Source organism: Tichowtungia aerotolerans, from assembly GCF_009905215.1.
Lineage (GTDB): Bacteria > Verrucomicrobiota > Kiritimatiellia > Kiritimatiellales > Tichowtungiaceae > Tichowtungia > Tichowtungia aerotolerans.
In genome coordinates this window covers 1647078-1665339 of record NZ_CP047593.1, presented here as the reverse complement: position 1 = coordinate 1665339, position 18262 = coordinate 1647078, and the positions used below count along the sequence as shown (strand labels likewise).

Genomic DNA, 18262 nt, shown 5'->3' with positions numbered 1-18262 from the left:
ATGAGCAACTTAAACGGAATCATTGTCCCGCTGGTCACGCCGCTGCAGGATCGCAACACCCTCGATACAGAAGGGCTTGAACGCCTCATCGAACACGTCATCGGAAACGGCGTCGACGCCGTCTTCATTCTGGGGAGCACCGGCGAAGCGCCGGCGCTGAGCTATAAACTGCGGCTGGAACTCATCGAAAGAACCGCCCGCCTCGTTGCCGACCGCGTGAAAATCCAGGTCGGCATCACCGACACCTCATTCGAAGAATCGCTGACCATCGCCAACGCCGCCAGCGAGCACGGAGCGGACTCCGTGGTGCTGGCGCCGCCCTATTATTTCACCACCAGCCAGCAGGAGCTGATTGAATATATCAACCACATAACCGGCCAACTGCCGCTTCCGCTCTACCTCTACAACATGCCCGGCCTCACCAAAACAACCTTTGAACCGGAAACCGTTCTTCAACTGGCCGACAACCCGAAAATCGCCGGGCTTAAAGACAGCTCCGCAAACATGATGTATTTCCACAAACTGAAATACACCCTGCGCAATCACCCGGACTTCGCCCTCTTCACCGGACCGGAAGAACTGCTGGCCGAAAGCGTCCTGCTGGGCGGCAACGGCGGCGTCTGCGGCGGAGCCAACTTCTTCCCATCGCTCTATGTTTCGCTCTATCAGGCCTGTAAAAACAAAGACCTCGATACGGTCGCTGAACTGCACAGACAAATTATCAAAATCAGTTCCACCATTTACTGCGTGGGCAAATACGGCTCCAGCTTCCTCAAAGGTGTCAAATGCGCCCTCAGCCTGATGGGAATCTGCAACGATTTCATCTCCGAACCGTTCCATCACTTCCGCGAGAAAGAGCGGGAGGAAGTCCGCAAACACCTTCTCGATCTCGGACTTCTCTAACCCGGAAAAGGAACACTATGAGCATCCATCCCGTTGATATCATCGTCATTGCCATTTACTTCGGCGTCATGGCCTTTATTGGCTATTACTTTTCCAAACGAAATAAAAACACAGAAGAGTACTTTCTGGGCGGACGATCCTTCTCGGGATGGGCCATCGGCCTCTCCCTGGTCGGAACCAGCATCAGCTCCGTAACGTTTCTGGCTTATCCGGCTGACGCCTTCAAAACATCCTGGATCCGCTTCATCCCCAACCTGGCCCTGCCCGTTGCGGTTCTGATGTCCGCCTACCTGTTCCTGCCGTACTTCCGCCGCAACCGGGTCACGTCCGCCTACGAGTTTCTCGAAGACCGCTTCGGCCCGTCGATCCGCGGCTATGCCGCGGTGTGCTTCATCATCGGACAGCTCGTTCGCGTCAGCATCATCCTCTATCTGGTCTCCCTGCTGATCTTCGAAATGACCGGTCTGAATATCTACTGGAGCATTGTCATCTCCGGCCTCCTCGTTTCCGGGTACACCATCGCCGGCGGATTCGATGCGGTGATCTGGACCGACGTCTGCCAGACCATCATTCTGTTCCTCGGCGGCGTCGCCTGCCTGGTCATCATCGCGAACACCCTCCCCGGCGGACTCGGGCAGATCTTCCATGACGGAATCGCCGCCGGAAAATTCAGCTTTAACGACGTCATCGACGGGCAGGCCCGCCCGATCGGCTGGGGCCTCTCGCTGACCGAAAAAACCGGAGCGATGCTGTTCTTCCTCGGCCTCACCGGATGGCTCACCGAATACTCCGGCAACCAGTGCACCATCCAGCGCTACGCCGCCGCCAAAAGCACCACGCACGCACGACAGGCCATGCTCGTCTGCGTCCTGTCCAGCCTTCCGATCTGGGCCTTCTACATGCTGCTCGGAACCGCGCTGTTCGTCTTCTTTCAGGTGTTCCCATCCACCGAAGCGGCAGAAATGCTGAACGGAACCCGCGAAGCCGAACAGGTGCTTCCGTTTTTCATCATGAAATACGTTCCGATCGGAATCAAAGGCCTCGTCATCTCCGCCGCCCTGGCCGCGGCGATGAGCTCCCTCTCCTCCAGCATCAACTCCATTTCAACGATCAGCGTTGTCGACCTCTATAAACGCTACTTCAACAAGACCGCCGACGACCGTCGCTGCCTCACAATGGCCAAGATCGCCGGAGTCGCCACCAGCACCCTCATGATCGCCGGTGCCATCGTTCTGGCCGGAAGCGAAACCCAAACCCTGCAGGATGCCGGAACCATCCTCAGTTCCATTGTCGCCGGCGGGCTCTTCGGGATCTATGCGCTGGGTTTCTTCACAAAAATCGGCGATGCCCGTTGTGTATGGATTGGAATTACCTGCACCGTCCTGTTCACCCTCTGGACCATTTTGGCAAAGAGCGGCGTGCTGCCGGAATCCATGAACATTCCCTTCGAACTTTATTACACCATGATCATCGGCAATCTCGTCATGTTCCTCGTCTCATTCTCTGCGGCAGCCCTGACCCGGAAAATGACCAACAAATAAATCTGCTTTCAGAAAACATCTAACCAAGGAGAGACCATGAAAATACACTCTATCCGGTGTATCATTGCACTGTGCGGAATATCCCTGCTGGCCGCCGCATCGGAGCAGGTTGAATACCTGAAACTGAACCGAAAAAATGTACCGAATGCACAGACCATTATTGCTGCCTGCGAAAAGAATCTCCGGTTCGACACAATCAGCTCGGAAACTCAGCACAGGAAGGCCCGCCTGTCGGCCCTGATGCCGATCGCGAAAATCGGGTACTCACTCTCCGAAAACAGCGTGCCGCACTACGACAAGGTGGACCAATATTCATACCGGACCGGATACGACACAAATCCGAACTCACCATCATATGGTGATCCATCATATAACCAACAAAGCAGCCGATTCACCGCCACCGGTTTCGACAACGTGACCACTTACGATGCCTACCTCGAATGGAACCTCGAAAACCTGATCATGAATCCCTACGAGGTCTCCATTGAAACCGCCAAAGTAACCCAGGAGGACCAGGTTCACTTTCTGGTCAACGACATTGCCAAACACTACGCCGAACTGTGGCGGGCCCTGCCCGAACACGCGGACACCAAACTCTCGACCGCGGCAGCCCTGAAGGTGGTTGAAAAGGCGGGAATTCTGGACGCGATGAGCGGTGGAGCAATCACGGAATTCCTCATGGAAACAGAAGCTCCTGCTCCGGTCGTCACCGGAAACGGTCCCGCCCTCGAAAAGGAGATTCAGCAGATAAAAACAAATCTTGAGACCGGCAAAATCCTGGAGGTGTCGGACGGACAGGACGATACCGTTGAAAAAATCGGAGAAGAGGAATAACCCATGAAACATTTTAAACTCAGCATTACCATCGCAATTGCCATTCTTTCCGGCACTGCGTACGCAGTGGAAACCGCCGATTATCTGTCCCTGACCCGGGAAGACCTTCCGCACATCCAGTCAGTCATTCAGGCGGCGCTGGACCGGATCGACCTGAATCAGAGCAATCTGGAAGCACTCCGCAAACGGACCCGGCGGGCCGCACTGCTGCCCCGATTCAGGGTAAGCGGATCCATCGCCGAAGGCACCGTACCTCAATACGGCTTCATCGAAGACTTCAGCGAAACAGTTAAAGACAACAATCTAATAGCTACAGACGGAATCCACGCCGTAAACGGCGACTACCGTGATCGAATAAACTATGGCGCGTCGGTTACATGGGATCTCAGCCAGCTGATCTGGTCCAACGGCGAAGTCAGCTGGAGCAGCACGGTTTCCAAGCAGGCCAGCGTTATTCGCCGACGCATCACTGAAGTCAGCAGGCGCTACACAATACTGGCGGGAAGCCTGCCGAAGGATTCCTCAGAAAAACTGCGGCCGGCCAACGTTCCGACCGTACTGGAACAGGCCATCTATCTGGACCGCATGTGCGGACAGATTATCTCCGAGACACTGAACACAAAACACAGCAAAACGGAAAGCAACTGATCCCGAAGAAGGCAGCGACTGCTGCCTTCTTTAAATCCGTTATTTACTCGATAAAAGCTCTTAATTGAAAAAATGCCTGACTGCTCTGATCGGCTTCAATGGTTTCTTCGAATCCGGAGCCGGTCACGTTGGTTACAAGGCTCCAGGTGCTGTTCTGCAAATGGGTGCTTTGATAGAGCTGGTAGGTCCGATCTTCAGCAGTATCGAAAGAAAAGCGGATGCCGTCATTCAGAACGGTCTGTTTCAGAACGAACCGGGATGACGAATCATTTGGATCGGTTCCGGCAACATATTCGCGGAGGTTCGGGTCGCCGTCTCCGTCGGCATCGGCGTCCTCATCCGCGACACCGCCGGTGATTTCGTTGGTGGAAAAGTTGTCCATCTGCCACTGCAGCAGCTGCCCTCCCCGCCACGGTTCACCCGCCGGCTGGATTTTATAGCCGGTCATCTGCCACTGCGGCAGGTTGACGGGAAATCCGGTGACGTTCCGGAAAAGCAGTTCGGCGCTGTAGAGGTCGTATACATCGGAAACCTCGTCGAGCTGAACGGTTCCGATTGTGTTTTCGGTGGGCCAGATTCCAACGACACCGTGGCCGGCATAGACCGGCACGGTCACATCGGAGTCCAGCACCTGACGAACTCCGGCCAGCCGCATCAGGCCAAGCAGCCAGACTGCCTCCAGCCGCTGGACTCCGGCATAAACACTCGTCCAGTCTCCCATGTTCTCCATGACAATAGCCGGGCGCTGCGTACTCCCGTGCGTGTACCAGGCGAGAACCTGCGCTCCGGCCCCTGATCCGGCGACGTACCATTCCGGAAGTCCGGCGATGCCGGGGTTGTTCCAGACGGTCTCGTCCATTGCTGCAGTCAGAACAGACGTCGGCTGAATTCCGGTCAGCACGGCATCAGGGGCTTCTTCGACATTGAAGCCGGTCAACGAAGAGATGCGGTCCAGTCCCCAGCCGTTTTCATCATAGAGCCCGGAGCCGTAGAACCAGAACAGTGTCTTTCCGTCCCGCTTGAGGTTTTCGTCGATCCAGTTGCGGGCAGTGCGGTCGAGGTGATAGGTACCTGCAAACAGGTAGGCGGAGCAGTCGGGAACGCGGCCGGCAATCAGGTCGCTCAAGAGGTACACCCCGTAACTGATTCCGGAGCGGGCAAGATGGTCGCGCAGAAACATGTTGATCGATGTGCGAACAGCCGCATTGCTCTCGCTGACGGTGGCCACATAAAATGTGGCCTGCTCATCGAAAATGAGCGCTACTTCCGGAACATAGCCGGCGGCATAGGATGGATCGCTGACGAACAGGTTGTTGAGGTGCCGCTGCAGCCCGAGTTCCTGCATCAGTTCAGGGGAGTTGTACCAGCCGGTTCCAAACAGGTCGAGCCGCCAGATTCCCGCACCGCGGGTCAGGCCGGCCAGCTGGTTGCGCCGAAGATCAGCAATGGTGTCGACGACATTGGTAAAAAACGATTTGGCGGCATCGTCCTCGGTTAAATACGTGCGGCTGTCATCCTCGGTATAGAACAGCTTTCCGTTGGAAAGGATGGAGTCGACCGGACCGTGGAACATGCCCGCACTGATGTCCGCATTGGTTTCACCCAGCCATGCAGCACTGCGATAGACGTAGGAATACGGTGCAGCCAGGAAATCGACCCATGGACTGCTGAGCACGCTATGCAGTGCGTGATGTCCAGTATATGCATTCTGCCCAGTCTCAAGCATGTAGCCGTAGAACGATCCGACCAACGGTTTAACATCCCGCCCCGAAGCCTCTTTGGCGGTTCGGCAGAAATCAATCAGGCAGTCCGCGCAGTTTTCCTGCCAGAATTCCGTAAAGTCAATGACACTTCGCCGGGCATCCGGGTCGCGAAACGGACCCCAGTCCGCAGCAGAAAATTCCGAAGGGGGCGGAACCGCTACCGAATCAAATGAACCGATTCCATTGGTGCTCCACGCCGTTTCCAGAGCGGCAACCGTTCCATATTTTCCCTGCAGCCATTCCTGAAAGCCGCTTTGACTGGCCACCGAATATCCCCAGTAGCCGGCCGGCATCACCCATTCGCTGCCGCCGAAAACCCCGATGCGGTATCCCTCGACGGCATCCGCATACGGCCGGCTTTCAACATATGACACCAGATTGGAAATATACCGTTTGGAACAGCTGCGATAGACCGGCGAAGACGGATCGGGAAACGCGCTGCGGGTTCCCTCGTAATTCAGAAGTTTCGGCTCGTGACCGTAATAGCTGTACCAGCTCCACGGCGGATGAAGTCCGCCGATGTTCAGAAAAATTTTCGCATCCGGATTGTCCGCAAGAATATCTGCAATCCCCTTATCGAGCAGGTTGGTGTTGAATGTGAAGGTTCCGTCGCCCTGATCCACGGATGCACAGATGCCGCGCAGGAAAACCAGATCGATCCCGTTGCTCGCCGCCATCAGAAATTCATTGGAGGTAACCGGATTCTCATCAGCCACTGCATTAAATGCATCCTGAGCCGTAACCGTTCCATCCTCCAGAAGCGCCGGGGTTCCTCTGATGATTCTCGACAGAGCCAGCGCCTCCGTCTGCTCCAGTCGGAAATTATCGGCCTGCATCACGCTGGTGCTGCTATAGATTCCGGCGGCTCCGCCATCAACCGCATTGGCATTGGTTACCGTCCCCGAAAGGATCAGCGATCCGTCATCTGCATTTGCGAGGCTCCATTCGAACACGCCGAGCTCACCGGAGGAAACCGTCAGATGATATGCGTGACCGGAAACATGCGGAAATGTCTCCGCAGACAATACCGCCGGAGTCCCGTTCCTGTACTGGAGCAGATGCAGCACCCCATTTCCGGAACAGCGCAACGTGTGATAGTTGGTGGAATCAAAAGCATGAAAGGCAATTCCGGCCCAGGCCGTACTCGCCGTTGTGTTCAGCGTAATATCCGCCTGCAGATCAAATGCGCGGTCTCCCGCGGCAACCGTTTGCTGCGGCTCCCACAGAAGCAGTCCCGCACCGGAAATACGGTCCATTGCCACCGCTTCATCCCGAAGCCGCCAACTTTGCGATACGATGTTCCAGTCGTTACTGTACAGTCCGACCTCACACGGCCCGGCGTTGGTTTCCCACGCAGTATCGTCACGGGCAAACTCATCGCGAACAAGCGACGTCATGATTTCCGTTTGAAGTTCGCCGGAACGAACGGTGATTTCCAGTCCGGCAAACAAAGCCGCTGTCGGCAGCATCCAAAGCGCACCGATCTGTAAGGCTGTTTTCACGCTTCCGCTTTTTCCTGTTTGATTCGGTTGATCAGATCCGCGGAAAGGTCGTAGCGACGTAAAATCAGGAATGCGATAATAAATGTGGCCGCAGGAACCAGCGCCACCAACACACGCATACCAATGATCGTTCCTTCTGGCTGATCAACTCCCAGATCCGCGCTGAATCCGGTCAGAACCAGAACAAAGCCGGAGACCAGCACGGACAGGGAACTGCCGATTTTTGTGAACCAGCCGTATACGGCACCGAATGCGCCTTCGCGGCGCAGCCCGTTTTTCCACTCGTCCCAGTCGCAAACATCGGCAATCATGGACGGAGCAACAATCCACAGGCCGGTCACTGCCGGGCCGCCCAGGAACAATCCGACCATCTGAAGATACGGATAATCCGGATTGATGAGTACCCACGAAAGCAGACTCCCGGCGGTTCCCATCAGCATCAGCCCGCGCAATGTGATTTGCTTGCCGAAACGGTTACTGCACCAGGCCACAGCCGGAATGATAACAAGCGAACTGAGTGTGTACCCTGTGCCGATGACTCCCTGCAGCCGTCCGGCAAATTCCTGGGACCCTTTGCAGACATAATAGATGTTGAGATACATCCCCAGCTGCATGATCGACAGCTGACCGACAATGATCAGCACACAGACCGAAATCACACGGATAAACGGATCCACTTTCCACGCAACCGAAACGCTTTCATAAAATGAGATTTTTTTCTTCGGCTCATCTTTTTTCCCTTGCGGCGCGCGCTCCTTACAGAACAGAGCCGTGATCACACTGGTCAGGATCACCAGCCCGCCGATCACCGATCCCACAACCTTCATTCCCTGAACCGTGTCATCAAAACAGGGGCGCGTGCATCCCCAGTAAATCCACTGCATAATGATGCCGCCGAGCAGACTGAAAAAACTGCGGTAACTCATCAGCGTTGTGCGCTCGTTGTAATCGGGACTCATTTCAAACCCGAGCGCGAGATACGGCACAATAAAAACCGTAAAGCAGGTGTAGAAGATCAGCATGTAAAACAGAAACAGGCTGAACGTAGCCATCTGACTCCAGCCGCGCGGCAGCATCCAGATCATCGCGAACGCCAACCCGGTCAAAATCCCGCCAAACAAAACAAACGGACGGCGACGCCCCATCTTTGACTTGAAATTATCGCTGATTTTTCCCATCAGAGGATCAGTAAACGCATCCCAAATACGGGGGATCGTCAGGGCCGCGCTGACCAGCACCGGGCTCACCCCCAGCCCGATATTCAGAATCGGGTTGGCCATAATATTCGTCGTATTATGCAGAATGTTTTCGGAACTCCCGCTGACACCCCAGGCTGTTTTTTCGACTTTACTGAGAGTCCCCTTTTTCTCCGCTTTTTCAGGCATGCTCATTCCGTTTCCTTTAATGGTTCTGTTTTTCAGCAGTATCGTTTTTCACATCCGGCTCAAGCGGATTTGTATCCAGAGTTGATGTTCCGGAAAGCCATCCGAGGTTCTCCAGAAACTGATCGGTCTTCATCATGGTTGAATTGAAATCTTTTTTGTCACCGAGATAATTGAAAAAACCGTGATTGCGGTGGGGATACAAATACAGTTCACAGCGCACGCCCTGCGCATCCGCCTTCTGCTTGTACGCTTTCGACTCGTCGACCGGCACAGCACTGTCATTGATGCCGTGAAACAGAATCATCGGCGGTGTATTCTCCGTCAGCGTATGCAGCGGAGAAATCTTCCGCCACTCTTCATTCGATCCGCTCTTCTTATCCGCATAGCGCTCCGCTGTCATATCGGTCGGCGGATTGAAAAGAAGCAGCGCATCGGCCCGGGCACTGACGGACAGGTCATCGGTCGTCTCATCGCAATCGGTCTCGTTGCCGAGCATGGCAGCCAGATGCCCGCCGGCCGATCCACCGCCGGCCGCAATGCGGTTCGGGTCAATACAAAGTTCTGTGGCGTGCTCCCGCATCCAGCGGATCGCGGAACGGGCGTCCTCCACCGATTCATACGGCGTCGTATGATGACGGGCTTTCACCCGATAATCGGCCGAACAGGCCACCATGCCGCGGTTTGCCAGATAACGGCACTGCGCATGAAACTGTGATTGATTCCCGTCAAACCAGCCGCCGCCGAAAAAGAAAAGCGCCGCGGGCCGGGCATCGCCCTTTTTCAGGTCCGGTGGATTGAAAACATGCAGCGTCAATTCGATGCCATCCACGGTTTTATAGACAACAATCCGGTCCGGCACAAAACCCGGAATATCCAGCGCCGCATGAACTGCCGACGAACAGAACATCCCGGCACAAATCAGCATCATGATTCGCTTCATCTGTTCTCCCTGAATTTCATGACGGGACTCTCTGCATCAAATTTACGGCGCAGCTTGTTCAGTTCCGACCGGTATTCCGGATCGGAATTCAGATTGACGGTTTCCTCCGGAGCTTTCTGATAGTCGTACAGCTCTTCAGCGACGGGTTCTCCCGCCGGATTCAGCCAGCGGGTATAGCGATAGCGGTCCGTGCGCATCGAATATCCGGAGTTCGGATGGTTCCATTTGCGCTCGTTCATGGTAAACGCCGCGGTTTTCCAAGGTTCGGAAAAAATGCTCTGCCCATCGCACTGTGCAGGAACTTCCAGCCCGGCCAGATTGCACAGCGTTGGAAAAATGTCCACAAATTCCACGAGACGATCCGTCCGGTCAGGAGCCTCGGACGGTGCCCGGATAATCAGCGGGGCACGAGCCGCCACTTCGTAGTTGGTGTCTTTACAAATGATGCCGTGCTCGCCCAGGTGAAATCCATGGTCGCCCCACAGCAGCACAACCGTATTGTCATCGAGCCCCAGTGCCGTCAACTCGTCCAGCACGCGCCCGATCTGCGCATCGACGAATGAGCATCCCGCATAGTAGCCGTGAATCGCCCGGCGCAGAATATCATCACCGACCGGCCCCTGCTTCGGCACGTCGCAGTAACTGCGCAGTTCAAAGGAATCGTGCCCGGCATAAGAAGGGGATCCGTCCGGCAGTTCCGTCATCTCCGGCAATTCAAAATCTTTCGCCTCATAGAGGTCCCAGTATTTTTTGGGAACCACCAGCGGCAGGTGCGGCTTCATAAAGCCGATCGCTAGGAAAAACGGCTGATTATCCTTGCGGACTTCGCGCAGCACCTGAATGGAACGGTCGGCAAGCTGTCCGTCCGGATAAAGATGTTCGTCGGCATCGGCCGCTTCGCTGAACGGGCCGACGGTATAGACATATTTCTGATGTTCAGTGAACGTCTCACCGGCAGCCTCACGCGCGGCAATATTCGCCCGCCGCTTTTTCTGATCCTCAATGTTTTTCGGCAGAAAATAGCCGCGGCCTTTGATGTCCACCCAGCGGTCCCACGATGCCGGATCGGTGTTGGCTGCGTGATGAAAAATCTTGCCCGTTCCGACCGTATGATAGCCCTGTTCCCGAAAATACTGTGGAAGAGAAACTCCATCCGCCAGTTTACCGCGAAATGATACCGCGTTATCCTTCAACCCGCTGTGCTCGGGGTACATGCCGGACAGCACACTCGACCGAGACGGACCGCAAATGGCGAACTGACAATAGGCGCGTTCAAACAGAACCCCTTGCGCGGCCAAAGCATCCATGTTCGGGGTTTTCATTTGGATATTGCCATAGCAACCCAGCTGGGGGCGCAGATCATCCACGCAAATAAACAGAATGTTGGGTCTGTCCTGAGCCTGCTCTGCAGCGGAACAGGACAACGCGGCCAACAGGGTTCCAATGATTGGAAAGTTTTTCTTCGATATCATAATCCATGTGCCTTTTTCAAACGCTGCAGTTCCGCGGGATCGAGCAGCGGGTCAGCGGTGTTCCGCCGCCATTTCAGAAGGTCGGCTTTCAGTCGTTTCAGCACCTCGGCCACCTCCGGATTGCCGACAATATTGACGGTTTCGTGCGGATCTTTGCTGAGGTCGTACAGTTCAAATTCCGGAGGAGCTTCCGTGGTTCTATAAGCGGCCTCCATGCCCGGCTTGATTTCCACCACGCCGGGCTTCGGCCGGGTGGCGCCGATATACGGGACCGGATTTTTGCGGGAGGAGTCGAGGTTGTGAACCAGCTTATAGCGTTCATTGCGGACCGAGCGCCTCGGATAAAGATGCTGCTGGGCATGCGATGTATATTCCGAACAAAGCTCCTTGCGCCAGTCGTTCGGCGTGCTGCCCGTCACCACCTCACGAAGCGAACGTCCGGCAACCGGCGGGCAGGCGATCCCTGCGGCATCCAGAAGGGTCGGCATAATGTCCACCGAAGAAATAAAGTCCGTACAGCGCAGCCCGGCCCGGCTGACGCCCGGCCATTTCACAAAAAACGGAACCTGTTCTCCCGCTTCATAACAGGTGGTTTTCGCGCGGCTAAACGGTACGCCGTGATCGCCGAGAAAAATAATCAGTGTATCGTCCAGCATGCCGGCTTTTTCCAATGTTTGGAAAAGCATGCCGAGACCAACATCCAACCGGTTGACGCAGTTGTAGTAGGAAGCCACTTCCTGACGTACCGGCAAGCCGTCGAGGCCGAGATAGGCAAACGGCTCGATATCATTCGGACCGTACGGCTTTTCGGGCAGCCCTTTGCACTGGTTGGATTCCGCATCGTACGGACGATGTGGATCAAAATAGTTTACATACAGGAAAAACGGTCTTTTGCCGACCTGCCCCAGAAACTCCTCCGCCTTTTGAGCGACCATTCGCACATCGCGGGTGACAACCGGATTCCCGTGCGATGCCCATTCAAAATCAAACGGAGCCTGCCCCGGTGCAGCAGAGACATGCAGCTTGCCGAGGATGCCGGTGTGATATCCGGCATCCTTAAGAATTGCCGGAAGCGTTCGGATGTCCGGATGCAGCTTATATTCCGGATGCAGTCCGGCCAGACCGATATGGCCGTTCTGATGCGGATAGAGTCCGGTCAGAATCGAGCTGCGCGACGGGCTGCACGAGGCGTGTGTTACATACGCGTTCTCGAACAGAACGCCTTCTGCGGCAAGCTGGTCAAGGTTTGGAGTCGCAGCAAGTTTATCGCCATAGCATCCAGCCGTCGTGCCCATGTCATCAGCGGTGATCAGGAGAATGTTGGGCATTACCGGCTTGGCATTTCCAGCCATTGGAAAAATAAATGACCACAAAAAACACGAAAACCCGCAAAAGGTTTTCAGAATCTGTTTTTGTGCCTTCTTGTGTTTTTTATGGCTAAAAGTACTCACTCCAATTCTCCATGTTCCGCAGTCCAGGCTTTGTATTCGGCGGGCGGCAGCCATTTAAATTTCCATGGCGGAAGCTCGCCCTGCCAGCGGCGCAGCCGTTTTTCGAGGTCCGCCGCCCGTTCCGGATACGCGGCGATCAGATTGTTCTGCTCGCCGGTGTCATTGCGGATGTTGTACAGCTCTTTAACGCGTCCGCCGTTTTTAAGCACCAGCTTCCAGTCGCCGAGCCGCACCGCCTGCATGCCGAGCGCATCCCAGAAAAGCGCCCTTTCCTCATGCTGTCCATTAATAACGGGCATCAGGTCAACGGAGTCATAGACCCGATCCGACGGCAGTTTGCCGCCTGCCGCCGCGACGGACGTCGCGAACATGTCCAGCGCGCTGACCGGCTGCTGAAAGGTCTGCCCCGGTTCAATATGTTCCGGCCAGCGAATAAACAGCGGCACGCGAATCCCGCCTTCATACGATGAGCCTTTGAAATCGCGCAGCGGGCCGTTGCTGTAGGCACCGGTTGCTTTCGGCCCGCCGTTGTCGCTCAGGAAAAAGACCAGCGTGTTTTTGTCCAGCCCGGATTCTTTAAGCTGGTTCAGAATCGTTCCCACGCCGCGATCGAGACCCTGAATCATGTTAACCAGCATGCGGCGGTTTTCCGCAACATCATCGGTGCCGTTGAGCGGAATGTTTGCCTTGCCGGGATCTTTATCCCACATCAGCGGCGTATGTACCGCACCGAATGACGCATAGAGCAGAAACGGTTCGTCTTTGTGCTGTTCAATAAATGCAGCGCTTTCGCGGGCGATTGCGTCGGTCTGATAGTCCTTTTCATGCCAGCGTTCGAATCCGCGCATAAAGCACTTCGGCGGCTTCATATTGCCGAGGTCGAAATAGCGATAGAGCGACCCGAGAAACCCGAAATACTCATCGAACCCGTTGTTCTGCGGATGACATTCCGGCTGGAATCCGAGATGCCATTTCCCGAACAGGCCGGTCGCATAGCCCTGCTCTTTCAGCAGCTCGGACAACGTCAGTTCCTCAGACGGCAAACCGACCAGGTTGCCGGGTTCGGTCGGAACCACCTGGTCAGGATTGGACGGGAAACCGAAACGAAGATGGTGACGGCCGGTCATCAGGCCGGCGCGCGACGGCCCGCAGGCGGGATAGCAGACATAGGCTTCGTTGAACTGCGCGCCGCTTTGGGCCAGGGCATCGATGTTCGGCGTCTGGACATCGGTGGCACCGTGGATGCTCAGGTCGCCGTAGCCTAAATCATCGGCCAGCAGCACTACAATGTTGGGTCTGTTCGGAGCCTGCCGAGCCTGCACTGCAGCCGCAATCCCCACGCATAATATCCAGATTGAAACAGTCCGCCTCATTACCTTCCTTCCCGAAGAGTTTACTACTCCACAGGGTTTCAAACAATGACCGCGAGCTGAATCATGAAAAACGCATAAAACTTAATGGAATCGATAGGGCCGGACTTTCGCCCGGCCTTTTCAAAAATTCCGAAAAAACGGTTTATTCCGAAAACCTTATATAATCGATACCAACGGCATGCCCATCCCCGTAGTAGATGGGATCGAGTCGCAGCTGGATGATTTCATCATGCCAGTCCGGGTCATTCGTCATATCGAAGGTGTACTCCACCCATCCGCCGCCATTGCCGATATTGACCTTTTTCGACCGGGCTTCTGAAAATGAAGTATCGCCCGTGCATTTCCAGAACAGCTGGGCCACGCTCGCCGCCGCCGGATTGCCGGCATTCGCCATTTTCACGATCACTTTCGGATACATTTCCGCATCGACCAGAATTTCAGGCCCGATAAGCTGAGGCCCGGACTGTGAAGCAGTAAAAATCCACACCCCGTTATATGGACCGTCATAAACTTCCGTCAGGTTGGCGAACGCCCAATCTTCCCGATCACCATTTACATTGAACTCATAGGGTTTGGGAAAATAAAGACCGTAGGTTTCCAGCCCGAAATTTTTAACCTGCATCGCTACACAACTTAGGCCCGGCACTTCCCAGCCCATATTCATGGCTCCAATTTTATAATCGTTATATGTCATGGAGTTGGTCAGGTAACCCAGTTGCCATGCTGCATCTAAAGCATCTTCCACATAAGGAAGCAGGTCTCCGGAAATGTTCTTCCACGCACCCAGAGCCAAGCCATTTGTGCAAAACGGCTCAATTCCAATATTATAAATCAGCTTGCCGGTTCCAATGTCCTCTTTGACAGCCAGTCCTGGAAGGTCAACCCGGTCGTCATACAGCCGTAATCCAAACCACAGATATTCGCCGTAATCCAAGGATGATGTATTCAGGTTTTGAACGGTGAAATATACAAGGAATTGCGCAGCATGTATCAGGGAATTATAACCATTTGTGTAAATATGATTTGCATAACAGAGCTTTGCATCCACATTAAAGTTCAACTCGGTCATCTCGGAAATCCAGGGAGATGCCACTCCAATATGTCCATTTGGTTCGCTGATTTTTTGAGACACAAGCATTGCCGGGCGCTCATCATTATTCGTCTGATACACTCCATTATGCTCATTGATTGAATTAACGGTTAGCTTCAGGTCACTGTCTGCAGTATTGGTCGGGCCCATCACAATTGCTTTGTAAAGGTTCGCCCACTGGTATGCTCCGGATTGCAGAACGCTTGGACTCTGACCATAAACACTGGCCTGGCTGTTCCACTGAGCCAGTTTCCATGCGGGATCGCCATTGGCGGTTGTATACTGAATTTCCCCCTCCACGGCACCGGTATCCGGATCCAGCGCATTAAGCCCGGTCTGAAACCGGTTATCTGTAATCAGCTCAAATGCTGAGCACCATCCGGCCGCGATAAACAATACTGCACCAATACTCTGTTTTTTCATCACTGTACTTCTTTCTTTATTCTTTTATGTTCGACTCAATAACGGGTCCATACCTCCATATTCCTGAACTTGCCGGCGAGGCATCCTTCGTAGCCCTGCTGCATTTCCAGATTCAATGTGGCATATACCAGCCGCCATTTGTCCCGGTCGGTTCCGAGACTGATGCCGTGCTTGTTGTTCAGATAGCTGATCATGGTGGAAAAATGGTTCCATGATTGATCGATTCCGAAATACTCATAATCCAACCACACTCCGTTGGTGAAAACTGACGAGCTCGAGAGAGTACCGTGATAGGTGCCGGCCGCTCCGAGTTTCTGCGCAATCCAGAGCTGATTAATTTTCGGATCGTAGCCGGAACTGACCGCGTTGATTGTACTGCGGCTGTCATAGATATAATGTTGAACATAAATGATGGTTCCGGACTCTTCATCCAGCCACTGAAACGCAGTATTCGCATGCCGTACCCCAGAGCCGGTTGACGTCTTGACGGCCGCATCAAATGAACACTGTAGACGTGGATTCGAATTGGAATAAGCGGTATGATATGGATAAAGCCATGTCTTTACGCCCTGACTTCCCATATAATAGTCTTTGTTCCATTTCTAATAATATTTGACGTTTGGATTATAGGTCTGGCTGGCCACTTCCCCCGGCTGAACATCGAGGCAGATTCCGGTCTGGTTCCCATAAATCTGCACATAGGTCGTCGGTTGGGTTGAACTGCGACCCACTCCGTAGTTCCCATACGGCGAAGGAACAAACAGCCCGGTTTTATTACCCCACAGGCCTGTAATTGCATTTGTCGGTTCAGAAATCAGATCCCATCCGGCAACGGTCTCATCGCCATAAGGCGGGTTTCCTTCATAATAGAAATCCGAAGTAACCGACCCAATATCTCCGCTAACCAGATGATCATCATCCGTCGCCAGAGATGTCAGTGAAAAGACAAAAGAAACCCCCAAAACGGGAATTAGACAGAACAGGCGAAACACCGACCTCATCAATACCTCCTTTTTTGTTGCGAGGCAGGATGATAATCGGGGTTCTAAAAGTTCGCGCCGCAGATCTGCGTATAAAAATTAATAGAAACCAAACAAAAAGATCAGTTCACTGCAACACTGTTCCTATTCAGCCATTCAGGATCCCGGCTCATGTCGAACTGCGCGCGATCAAGCGAACCTGTTACGGTGGGCGGCATGGACCTGGGCCACCATGGCGCAGACCTGAACGGACCCGGTGAATTCTGAGAAGGGTTTCGTTAAAACAGATCGTGACATCAAACCGGGTTTTCGGGCAAGGAAGCATCAAACTTTTGAAGCAGCATCTGCTGGTAGTTTCCGTTATAGGTTCCGTCAAAAAACCGGGACAGTCCTTCTCCAGCCAGTTGAGCCCAGGAAGACTCTTCATGTCCGGGAAGGATTGGATAAAAGAGAGCATTGTTATCGGCGGCGGCCTGAGCATCACCGGGGGCATCACCGATCATCAGCACGCTGTCGGGACCGTACCCTTTTCCCTCTGTCGCAAAACGAATGTGTTCTGTTTTAGTGCCGTGTTCCTGAGCAGCGATCAGACGGACATATCCGGTCATTCCATTCTCTTCCCATTCGCGCTCGATAGCATCGAGCGGCGTTTGGGAAATAACCATCATGTCCGCACGACCTTTGCCCTGTCTTAAAACATCCATGACTCCAGGGAACGGCAGCACACCGTCAACCATATCGAGTACACGCCCATTGACTTCGAGACTCCAGTCGAACAGCTTCCTGAGCTCTTCATTCCCGGTCCGTTCAACTTCCTTTTCCAGCGCCGGGTTGCCCAACCTGCTCTCACGTTTAACCCACGCATCCAGTTCAGGGAGTTCCAATGGCTGGAATCCGCGGGCGTTCACGTCTGGCCGCGCATTGAGCAGGTCGCGGAAATACTGAAGAGCAAGAAAGCGATTGCATCCACGGGTTTTACTGTAGAGGTTGACAAAGTCCCATACTTCCCGGGCAGCTTTACTGACCGGCTGACAACGCATATGTTTGATTACAGCCGGACAAAAGCATTCTTTGTGCTTCAGCTCCATTGAGTCAAATACGCAACCATCGCTGTCAAAGCCAATAAAGAAGTCGTTTTCCCGGGGAAAACTCCTCAGTTGAGAAATATAATCCATCTTTACTCACTTCCGAGATCGACCGTAACCTGATCAATGCGCACTTCAACATATTCGCCAGGGCCGGCAGATCCGCCGGTTTGAGACTCCAGAACAATCCGGCTGCGTCCGGCAGATTGCCACGCCTCCTTCAACGTCTCCGTATCGGGAGCACTCAGTTCTCCCGAAAAGGCCTCCAATTTGCCATTGCGTCCCAGAATCAGTTTCCACACCAGTTTTTTGCCGGAGCCGTTAACCTGCAAGTCGAACGAATCCACATCTGCTCCATCCGAAACGGTTTCCGATCGTAATATATTCCCGTCTTCCGGATTAACTCCTTCAACCGTATTCCAAGCAAGTTTCAGGTCGCCGCTCTTGCGAAAACTGACGACAAAAAGGTCCTTCATATTTCGCATGGCCATTTCAGTGTGGTGAGCCGTGAATCCGAAGTGAAAGATGGTATCCGCCGCAGTCACGCCGTATTGATCAAACGAAAAACCGATGATTTTCAATGAAACCGGAGCAGACCAAAAATCGGCCTCATCCATGTTTTTGGAAAGAATCGTGGCGCGACGACTGGGAGCTCCTTCTGAACGCAAAATCAGCGCGGAAGCATTTTCCGAAACCGCGCAGTCCGCAGACTTCGCCTCACGCCAAAATCGTGAGATCGAATCACTCTCTGCTACGACGCCATTGTCGAAGCAGTCGACAAAAGACTGCGCAGCAGCCGAAACCACACATAGACCGGCCGCGATTGCGGCACAACCAACAGCATTATATTTTTTCATCATGTTTCCTCTTTT

General features: G+C 54.0%; 15 protein-coding genes. 4 read left to right on the top strand and 11 right to left on the bottom strand.

The genetic code is table 11. The features are described 5' to 3' along the window. The 4 genes from GT409_RS06830 to GT409_RS06815 are packed head-to-tail and all read left to right on the top strand — an operon-like array spanning position 1 to position 3926. Positions 1-903: a dihydrodipicolinate synthase family protein gene (locus tag GT409_RS06830; protein WP_160628220.1), complete on the top strand. Its 903-nt coding sequence runs from the start codon at positions 1-3 to the stop codon at positions 901-903. 17 nt (positions 904-920) lie between these two features. Next, entirely contained in the window at positions 921-2444 is a 1524-nt protein-coding gene (locus tag GT409_RS06825; protein WP_160628218.1) for a sodium:solute symporter family transporter, read from the top strand. 36 nt (positions 2445-2480) lie between these two features. Continuing rightward, positions 2481-3278, top strand: coding sequence for a hypothetical protein (locus GT409_RS06820; RefSeq protein WP_160628216.1), 798 nt, complete (start codon positions 2481-2483; stop codon positions 3276-3278). A 3-nt stretch (positions 3279-3281) separates the two neighbouring features. Next, a complete protein-coding gene (locus GT409_RS06815; protein ID WP_160628214.1) occupies positions 3282-3926 on the top strand; it encodes a hypothetical protein in 645 nt (214 codons plus the stop codon). A 43-nt stretch (positions 3927-3969) separates the two neighbouring features. Here GT409_RS06815 and GT409_RS06810 read toward each other — a convergent pair whose 3' ends face one another. From GT409_RS06810 to GT409_RS06760, 11 genes are all read right to left on the bottom strand, one after another. Then, complete coding sequence (locus tag GT409_RS06810; RefSeq protein WP_160628212.1) at positions 3970-7191, bottom strand: beta-galactosidase; 3222 nt, start codon at positions 7189-7191, stop codon at positions 3970-3972. Beyond that, a complete protein-coding gene (locus tag GT409_RS06805; RefSeq protein ID WP_160628210.1) occupies positions 7188-8582 on the bottom strand; it encodes an MFS transporter in 1395 nt (464 codons plus the stop codon). The genes GT409_RS06810 and GT409_RS06805 overlap by 4 nt, the downstream gene beginning before the upstream one ends. 10 nt (positions 8583-8592) lie before the next feature. Further along, positions 8593-9516, bottom strand: a complete 924-nt coding sequence (locus GT409_RS06800; protein ID WP_160628207.1) for an alpha/beta hydrolase — start codon at positions 9514-9516, stop codon at positions 8593-8595. Then, positions 9513-10988: a sulfatase gene (locus GT409_RS06795; RefSeq protein ID WP_160628205.1), complete on the bottom strand. Its 1476-nt coding sequence runs from the start codon at positions 10986-10988 to the stop codon at positions 9513-9515. The genes GT409_RS06800 and GT409_RS06795 overlap by 4 nt, the downstream gene beginning before the upstream one ends. After that, entirely contained in the window at positions 10985-12316 is a 1332-nt protein-coding gene (locus GT409_RS06790) for a sulfatase family protein (protein ID WP_160628203.1), read from the bottom strand. Before GT409_RS06790 ends, GT409_RS06795 begins: the two co-directional genes overlap by 4 nt. Before the next feature lie 119 nt (positions 12317-12435). Continuing rightward, entirely contained in the window at positions 12436-13812 is a 1377-nt protein-coding gene (locus GT409_RS06785; protein ID WP_160628201.1) for a sulfatase-like hydrolase/transferase, read from the bottom strand. A 142-nt stretch (positions 13813-13954) separates the two neighbouring features. Next, positions 13955-15325, bottom strand: a complete 1371-nt coding sequence (locus tag GT409_RS06780; protein ID WP_160628199.1) for a hypothetical protein — start codon at positions 15323-15325, stop codon at positions 13955-13957. 35 nt (positions 15326-15360) lie between these two features. Then, a complete protein-coding gene (locus GT409_RS06775; protein ID WP_160628197.1) occupies positions 15361-15906 on the bottom strand; it encodes a hypothetical protein in 546 nt (181 codons plus the stop codon). A 21-nt stretch (positions 15907-15927) separates the two neighbouring features. Next, positions 15928-16326 carry a hypothetical protein gene (locus GT409_RS06770; RefSeq protein WP_160628195.1) on the bottom strand — a complete coding sequence of 133 codons (399 nt, stop codon included), beginning with the start codon at positions 16324-16326 and terminating at the stop codon, positions 15928-15930. 275 nt (positions 16327-16601) lie between these two features. Then, positions 16602-17480: an HAD family hydrolase gene (locus tag GT409_RS06765; protein ID WP_160628194.1), complete on the bottom strand. Its 879-nt coding sequence runs from the start codon at positions 17478-17480 to the stop codon at positions 16602-16604. Between the two features lie 2 nt (positions 17481-17482). Continuing rightward, the gene (locus GT409_RS06760) at positions 17483-18250 is read right to left on the bottom strand and encodes a hypothetical protein (protein WP_160628193.1); all 768 of its coding nucleotides are present in this window, start codon (positions 18248-18250) and stop codon (positions 17483-17485) included. Positions 18251-18262: the final 12 nt, after the last annotated feature.

What these genes read in the sequence shown, in the direction of transcription:
- GT409_RS06830 (WP_160628220.1), top strand. Translation starts at nt 1, where the DNA reads ATGAGCAACTTAAACGGAATCATTGTCCCGCTGGTCACGCCGCTGCAG.
- GT409_RS06825 (WP_160628218.1), top strand. Translation starts at nt 921, where the DNA reads ATGAGCATCCATCCCGTTGATATCATCGTCATTGCCATTTACTTCGGC.
- GT409_RS06820 (WP_160628216.1), top strand. Translation starts at nt 2,481, where the DNA reads ATGAAAATACACTCTATCCGGTGTATCATTGCACTGTGCGGAATATCC.
- GT409_RS06815 (WP_160628214.1), top strand. Translation starts at nt 3,282, where the DNA reads ATGAAACATTTTAAACTCAGCATTACCATCGCAATTGCCATTCTTTCC.
- GT409_RS06805 (WP_160628210.1), bottom strand. Translation starts at nt 8,582, where the DNA reads ATGAGCATGCCTGAAAAAGCGGAGAAAAAGGGGACTCTCAGTAAAGTC.
- GT409_RS06800 (WP_160628207.1), bottom strand. Translation starts at nt 9,516, where the DNA reads ATGAAGCGAATCATGATGCTGATTTGTGCCGGGATGTTCTGTTCGTCG.
- GT409_RS06795 (WP_160628205.1), bottom strand. Translation starts at nt 10,988, where the DNA reads ATGATATCGAAGAAAAACTTTCCAATCATTGGAACCCTGTTGGCCGCG.
- GT409_RS06790 (WP_160628203.1), bottom strand. Translation starts at nt 12,316, where the DNA reads ATGCCCAACATTCTCCTGATCACCGCTGATGACATGGGCACGACGGCT.
- GT409_RS06785 (WP_160628201.1), bottom strand. Translation starts at nt 13,812, where the DNA reads ATGAGGCGGACTGTTTCAATCTGGATATTATGCGTGGGGATTGCGGCT.
- GT409_RS06780 (WP_160628199.1), bottom strand. Translation starts at nt 15,325, where the DNA reads ATGAAAAAACAGAGTATTGGTGCAGTATTGTTTATCGCGGCCGGATGG.
- GT409_RS06775 (WP_160628197.1), bottom strand. Translation starts at nt 15,906, where the DNA reads ATGGGAAGTCAGGGCGTAAAGACATGGCTTTATCCATATCATACCGCT.
- GT409_RS06770 (WP_160628195.1), bottom strand. Translation starts at nt 16,326, where the DNA reads ATGAGGTCGGTGTTTCGCCTGTTCTGTCTAATTCCCGTTTTGGGGGTT.
- GT409_RS06765 (WP_160628194.1), bottom strand. Translation starts at nt 17,480, where the DNA reads ATGGATTATATTTCTCAACTGAGGAGTTTTCCCCGGGAAAACGACTTC.
- GT409_RS06760 (WP_160628193.1), bottom strand. Translation starts at nt 18,250, where the DNA reads ATGATGAAAAAATATAATGCTGTTGGTTGTGCCGCAATCGCGGCCGGT.